This window comes from Brevundimonas diminuta ATCC 11568 (genome assembly GCF_000204035.1).
Taxonomy (GTDB): domain Bacteria; phylum Pseudomonadota; class Alphaproteobacteria; order Caulobacterales; family Caulobacteraceae; genus Brevundimonas; species Brevundimonas diminuta.
The window spans coordinates 2322302-2327665 of the sequence record NZ_GL883086.1; the positions used below are offsets into that span (position 1 = coordinate 2322302).

General features: G+C 70.1%; 7 protein-coding genes. 5 read left to right on the forward strand and 2 right to left on the reverse strand.

The genetic code is table 11. The features are described 5' to 3' along the window. The 3 genes from BDIM_RS15175 to purH all read left to right on the forward strand — a co-directional run. Positions 1 to 622: heparinase II/III domain-containing protein (locus tag BDIM_RS15175; RefSeq protein ID WP_211205995.1), on the forward strand; the 622-nt coding region annotated here is incomplete at its 5' end. Next, entirely contained in the window at positions 619 to 963 is a 345-nt protein-coding gene (locus BDIM_RS15180; protein ID WP_003166463.1) for a hypothetical protein, read from the forward strand. The genes BDIM_RS15175 and BDIM_RS15180, both read left to right, overlap by 4 nt. Before the next feature lie 82 nt (positions 964 to 1045). Continuing rightward, positions 1046 to 2650, forward strand: a complete 1605-nt coding sequence (gene purH / locus BDIM_RS15185) for a bifunctional phosphoribosylaminoimidazolecarboxamide formyltransferase/IMP cyclohydrolase (RefSeq protein ID WP_003166464.1) — start codon at positions 1046 to 1048, stop codon at positions 2648 to 2650. 111 nt (positions 2651 to 2761) lie between these two features. Here the strand turns inward: purH and BDIM_RS15190 are convergent, their stop codons facing one another. Then, positions 2762 to 3577 carry a siderophore-interacting protein gene (locus tag BDIM_RS15190; RefSeq protein ID WP_003166465.1) on the reverse strand — a complete coding sequence of 272 codons (816 nt, stop codon included), beginning with the start codon at positions 3575 to 3577 and terminating at the stop codon, positions 2762 to 2764. Then, complete coding sequence (locus tag BDIM_RS15195; protein ID WP_050796755.1) at positions 3574 to 4179, reverse strand: PadR family transcriptional regulator; 606 nt, start codon at positions 4177 to 4179, stop codon at positions 3574 to 3576. Before BDIM_RS15195 ends, BDIM_RS15190 begins: the two co-directional genes overlap by 4 nt. Before the next feature lie 102 nt (positions 4180 to 4281). Here BDIM_RS15195 and BDIM_RS15200 point away from each other — a divergent pair, with 102 nt between their 5' ends. Together BDIM_RS15200 and BDIM_RS18175 are read left to right on the forward strand one after the other, a co-directional pair. Beyond that, positions 4282 to 5031 carry a dienelactone hydrolase family protein gene (locus BDIM_RS15200; RefSeq protein WP_003166467.1) on the forward strand — a complete coding sequence of 250 codons (750 nt, stop codon included), beginning with the start codon at positions 4282 to 4284 and terminating at the stop codon, positions 5029 to 5031. A gap of 57 nt (positions 5032 to 5088) precedes the next feature. Then, positions 5089 to 5364, forward strand: a 276-nt coding sequence (locus BDIM_RS18175) for an Rrf2 family transcriptional regulator (RefSeq protein ID WP_169312161.1), incomplete at its 3' end; no start/stop codon positions are given.

Sequence of the window (5364 nt, forward strand, 5' to 3'; positions counted from 1 at the left end):
GTTCACCTCGGCCGGATGGACGCCGCGCGCCCTGGACCGCCAGGCCCTGCGGCTGACGCCCGGCGCCTCGACCCTGACGCTGGGCGAACAACCGCTGGGCGAACCCCTGTCCGGCTGGAAGAGCGAGCTTCTGGGTCCACGCCTGGTCGGCCCCGCCCTGCACGTCACGCGCCAGCATCAGGAAGGCGACGGCGCCGTCTGGCTGGAGGTCGAGCACGACGGCTGGATGCCGCTCTATGGTCTGATGCACCAGCGCCGCCTCTACATCGACCAGCGGCTGGACGAACTGCGCGCCGAAGAGCGGCTGCATCCGCCCGAAGGCCGCCCTGAAGCGACCCGCGCCATCGCCGCCCCCTACGCCCTGCGCTTCCAGCTTGAGCCCGGCGTCCAGGCCTCCCTGGCTCGCGACCGTCGCTCCATCCTGCTGCGCGGCCCGTCCGGGCGCGGCTGGTGGTTCCGCAGCGACGGCCCCGACGTGGCCATCGAGCCCGCCGTCCACATCGACGAGGGCCTGACCCGCCGTTCCTTGCAGATCGTCGTGCGCGGCTCGGCCCGCACCGACGCCGAGACCAAGGTGCGCTGGAAGCTGAGCCCGGCGGGCGCGAGCGGCGACCCGACATGACCGACGCCGGTCGTCTGGCGATTGTGCGGGCTGTTCATACGCTCATCTATATCGTCATGTCGGCCGCTTGCTTCGCCGTTCTATATGCCGGCCTGATAGGAGCCCGCGGGCCCTGGCTGTGGGTCGCGCTGACGCTGGTGGTGCTGGAGACGATCGTTTTCGTCGGTTGCGGCATGAAATGTCCGCTGACCGCCGTCGCTATCCGCTACGGCGCCAGGATCGACGGGCCCTACGACACCTATTTCCCGGAACGCTGCACCCGGCACACGCTGACGGTGTTCGGGCCGCTGATCTTGGCGGGGCTGGCGCTGAACCTGCTGCGCGCGTTCGGCCTGATCTGAAGACGCCAGGTCGTGACCCCGCGCCCCGTTGGTGCTAGAGGCCCCGCCATCTCCCCGCCCCAGCCGTAAACGGACGCCGCCCATGCCCGCCGCTCCCGACTTTCCGCCCGCCCCGGACGCGATCAAACCCGTCCGCGCCCTGATCTCCCTGTCGGACAAGGCGGGGCTGGAAGACGCCGCGCGCACCCTGGCCGGCCTGGGCGTCGAACTGGTCTCGACCGGCGGCACCAAGGCGGCGATCGCGGGCTTCGGCCTGCCGGTCAAGGACGTGGCCGATCTGACCGGCTTCCCGGAAATGATGGACGGCCGGGTCAAGACCCTGCACCCGGTGGTGCACGGCGGCCTGCTGGGCGTGCGCAACGCCCCGGCCCACGCCGCCGCCATGACCGAGCACGGCATCGGCCCGATCGACATCGTCTGGATCGACCTCTATCCGTTCGAGAAGACGGTCGAGCAGGGCGGCGGCTTTGAAGCGGCCATCGAGAACATCGACATCGGCGGCCCGGCCATGATCCGCTCGGGCTCGAAGAACCACGGCCACGTCGCCGTCGCCGTGGACGCCGAGAGCATCGGCCTGATCGTCGAAGCGCTGAGGGCCGACGGTTCGACCACCCTAGCCCTGCGCAAGCAGTTGGCCGCCCGCGCCTTCGCCCGCACCGCCGCCTATGACGCCGCCGTCTCGACCTGGTTCGCCGGCCAGTTGAACGACGCCGCCCCGGCGCGCAAATCGATCGCCGGTTCGCTGGCCCAGACGCTGCGCTATGGCGAGAACCCGCATCAGACCGGCGCCTTCTACCGCACCGGCGAGAAACGTCCGGGCGTGGCCTACGCCACCCAGGTCCAGGGCAAGGAGCTGGGCTACAACAACATCGCCGACGCCGACGCCGCCTATGAGCTGGTGGCCGAGTTCGAGGCCCCGGCCTGCGTCATCGTCAAGCACGCCAACCCCTGCGGCGTGGCCGTCGGCGCCACCCTGTCGGAAGCCTACGCCCGCGCCCTGGAATGCGACGCGGTGTCGGCCTTCGGCGGCGTCATCGCCGTCAACCGCCCGCTGAACGGCGACGACGCGCGCGCCATCACCGACATCTTCACCGAGGTGGTCATCGCGCCGGGCGCCGACGACGAGGCCAAGGCCATCTTCGCCGCCAAGAAGAACCTGCGCCTGCTCATCACCGACGGCCTGCCCGACCCGCACGGCGCGGGCGAGGTGTTCCGCTCGGTGGCCGGCGGCTTCCTGGTCCAGTCGCGCGATCGCTCGCTGATCAAGCCGTCCGACCTGAAGATCGTCACGCGCCGCCAGCCGACGCCGACCGAGATCCAGGACATGCTGTTCGCCTTCACCGTGGCCAAGCACGTCAAGTCCAACGCCATCGTCTACGCCAAGGACGGCCAGACGGCGGGCATCGGCGCCGGCCAGATGAACCGTCGCGACAGCGCCCGCATCGCCGCCATCCGCGCCAAGGAAGCCGGCGAGGCCAAGGGTCTGGCCCACTCCCTGGCCGAGGGTTCGGCCTGTGCGTCGGAAGCCTTCTTCCCCTTCGCCGACGGCCTGCTGGAAGCCGTCGCCGCCGGGGCCACGGCGGTGATCCAGCCGGGCGGTTCGATCCGCGACGAGGAGGTCATCGCCGCCGCCGACGAACGCGGCATCGCCATGGCCTTCACCGGCGTGCGCGTCTTCCGGCACTAAGCTGGAAGGGCGCTAACGTGAGCCGCGCGGCGGCTCGCTACATGAGCGCAAGAAGAAGGGCGCTGCCGTCGTCGGCAGCGCCCTTTTCTTTGGCCAAGACCCGGTCGGGCCTCAGTCCTCGATCACCTCGTGCGAGCCGGTGCGGCCCAGGCGCCAGTAGCCGGCGACCTTCATCCATTTCTGGTTGAACGGCCGAGCCGCCAGCAACGCCGCCCGCATCGAGCGGGCGGCCGAGGACTCGCAGGCGACCCAGACATAGGCGTCGGCCGGGTCGATCCGTTTCGCCGCCGCGACCGCCGCCGCCGTCAGCGCCTCAGGGCGGCCGCGCGGGCCGCCGTTGCGATGCACCCAGACGATCTCGACGTTCGCAGGACTGGGCAGGTCCAGCTCTCCGCCGGCGTCGTTCACCTCGATGCAGGCGATGGCGCGCGCGGTCGCAGGCAGCTCCTCCAGGCGCCGAGCGATGGCGGGGATGGCCGCCTCGTCGCCGACGAGCAGGTGCTCGGCGAAGCTGGTCGGGATCAGGAAGGAGCCGCGCGGCCCGCCCAAACCCAGTTCGTCCCCCAGCCGCGCATCCTCGGCCCAAGCCGTCGCCGGACCGCCGTGACCGACGGCGAAGTCGATGGTCAGCCGCCGGTTCACGGAGTCGAATGCGCGCGGCGTATAGTCCCGCGCCACCGGCCGGGGCTCGGGAAACACAGGCCCGTCCGGCCCGAGCGTCGGCAGGACCAGAGGCTCGTCGCGCGGCGTGGGGAATATCTTCACATGGTCGTCGAAGCCGGGGCTGAAGAAGCCCTCCAGCTCATCGCCGGTCAGGACGATCCGCTTCAGCACCGGCGTCAGCTGCTCCACCGCCTCGACGCGGGCGCGGCGGAACTTGAGCTCATGCCGCACGCGGCGCGGTTGTCTCAGCAGGGCGTCGGTCATGCCTGTCTCACCTTTTCAGCTGCGGCTTCGATCAGATCGGCGATGGCCTCGACCTGGGCCTCGCTCAGCGGCGGCTCCTGCGTCAGACGCTCATGGGCCGCCGCGCGGAAGGTCTCTATGGCCTGGGCGATGCGCGCCGGACGGTCGGCCCGGCCGCGCAGGGCCTTCATCTTGCGCTCGGCATGGGCCAGGGCCTCGACGTTCTCGACCAGCAGACGGCGCCCCTCGTCGGTGATCGCATAGCGTTTCTTTCCGCCCTCGGCGACGACGCTGACGGCGCCCATGTCCTCCAGCAGGGTCAGGCTGGGGTAGATGACGCCGGGACTGGGCGTATAGGCGCCGCCCATGCGCGCCTCGATGGCCTTGATCAGCTCATAGCCGTGGCTGGGCTTGTCCGCGATCAGCGACAGCAGCACCCAGCGCAGGGCGCCGTGTTCGAACATGCGGCCGCCGCCGCGTCGGCCGTGGCCCTCGCCGCGCATCCGGCCCTCGCCCAGGCGACGCCCTTCCGGCCGCATCGACCGAAACGGGCCGCCGTGGCCGCGCATGACGCCATGCTTCATGCCGCAGCCGCGCTTTCCGATCCCCTTGGATCCTCTCATTTCATCTCTCACTTCGATATATCTAACTTGCAAACAGATATATCGATATATCGAAAGCGCAAGACCCCTTTCTTCGGCGACGGGACGGACTAAGCTGCGCCGATGGACACCGTCGTCGCCCGCTGGGCCCAACTAGAGCCCCATGTTCACGTCGTCGGACCGGATGACGACAAGCGCCGCCCGGCGGTTCTGCTGTTCCACGGCTGCGGCGGGCTGCGGGCCCACTTGCCGCGCTACGCCGAGGCGGCGAAGGCGGCGGGCTGGCGCGCCGTCATCGTCGATTCCTACGGACCGCGCGGCTGGGGGCGGCCCTTCACCCTGACCACCGTCTGCACCGGTCTGCTGTTCCGGGGCTATGAGCGGGCGGGCGACGTGCTGGCGGCCATCCACGGGATTTCGCAGCGGCCCGACGTGGACTCCGCACAACTGGCGCTGGGCGGCTGGAGCCACGGCGGCTGGGCCGTCATGGAGATGATGAGCGAGACGCCCGAGCCCGGCCGCATGGGGGTCGCCGACCCGGCCAGCGTCGACCTGTCCGGCGTCAAGGCCGTCTGGCTGGCCTATTCCTATATCGGCCCCTGGGCCTTCAACCGGATGAAGCCCTGGCGGCACTGCCCGCGCGTCCTGGCTTTGACGGCCAAACGCGACCACCTGACCACCGTGCGCAACGCCGAACGGGTCAACGCCATGATCCGCGATTGCGGCTCGGAGGTCGAAAGCTGGGTCGCCGACGGCACCCACGCCTTTGACGAACCGACCAACAACGGCCCCATGCGCCACCACCCCGAACTGACCGAAGAGGCGCTGCGCCGCTTCACCGCCTTCCTCAAGGACAGCGCGCCTCACGCCTGAAAATAATCACGCGGCCGCGCCTTGACGCACGCCCCGTCACGTAACAATTGAAGTTACATGAAAAGAGACTCCCGCCTCTCCAACATTCTTCACGCCCTGCTGCACATGGCCGAGCACGAACAGCGCTGCGGCCGGCCGATGACCTCGGACATGCTGGCGACCTGCCTGTCGACCAATCCGGTCGTGGTTCGCCGCACCATGGCGGGCCTGCGCGAACAGGGGCTGGTCGTGTCCGAGAAAGGCCACGGCGGCGGCTGGCGGCTGGCGCGCCCGCTGGAGGCCGTCACCCTGGGCCAGGTTCACGCCGCCCTGGGCGAGCCCGGCCTGCTGCCG

Excerpts from the sequence above, each read along its gene's own strand:
- BDIM_RS15180 (WP_003166463.1), top strand. The coding sequence starts at position 619 with ATGACCGACGCCGGTCGTCTGGCGATTGTGCGGGCTGTTCATACGCTC.
- purH (WP_003166464.1), top strand. The coding sequence starts at position 1,046 with ATGCCCGCCGCTCCCGACTTTCCGCCCGCCCCGGACGCGATCAAACCC.
- BDIM_RS15190 (WP_003166465.1), bottom strand. The coding sequence starts at position 3,577 with ATGACCGACGCCCTGCTGAGACAACCGCGCCGCGTGCGGCATGAGCTC.
- BDIM_RS15195 (WP_050796755.1), bottom strand. The coding sequence starts at position 4,179 with ATGAGAGGATCCAAGGGGATCGGAAAGCGCGGCTGCGGCATGAAGCAT.
- BDIM_RS15200 (WP_003166467.1), top strand. The coding sequence starts at position 4,282 with ATGGACACCGTCGTCGCCCGCTGGGCCCAACTAGAGCCCCATGTTCAC.